Below are 380 nucleotides of genomic sequence, written 5' to 3'. Positions count from 1 at the left end.
TAAACAAGCAGCTTTTACTCCGCCACGATTATTTGCATAAACAGATATGACAGCGTTATCAAAAAACAATGGGATAAAACCCGCAATAACGATTGTCGGAGACTTTAATAGAATCAGTAAGCCAATCATTAAAAACTGGCCTAATGCGCCAAAGAGAAACCCAATTGTTACTGCATTGGGCGAGCCAAACCCGAAAGTCGCTGCTACGTCAATCCCAGGAACAGCGCCTGGTAAAATGGTATTTGAAATCCCTTGGAATGACTGCGTCAACTCGTCGACAAAGGTTCTAACGCCTAATTGTAAGATAGCTAAATAGACAGCAAAATTTAATGAAGTGGTCATGATATAAAAGAAGAAACTCTGCCCTTCTTGCATAAATT

The 380-nt window shown here is 40.0% G+C and carries 1 protein-coding gene; it reads right to left on the bottom strand.

Features of this window, described 5'->3' with window-relative positions:
- A partial coding sequence (locus EVJ30_RS15095) for a PTS transporter subunit IIC (RefSeq protein ID WP_370251122.1) occupies positions 1–375 on the bottom strand: 375 nt, incomplete at its 3' end.
- Positions 376–380: the final 5 nt, after the last annotated feature.

Source organism: Exiguobacterium sp. SH5S13, assembly GCF_004337085.1.
GTDB lineage: Bacteria > Bacillota > Bacilli > Exiguobacteriales > Exiguobacteriaceae > Exiguobacterium > Exiguobacterium aurantiacum_A.
Note: the sequence above shows the minus strand (reverse complement) of the source record. Positions and strands in the feature narration are given on the sequence as shown.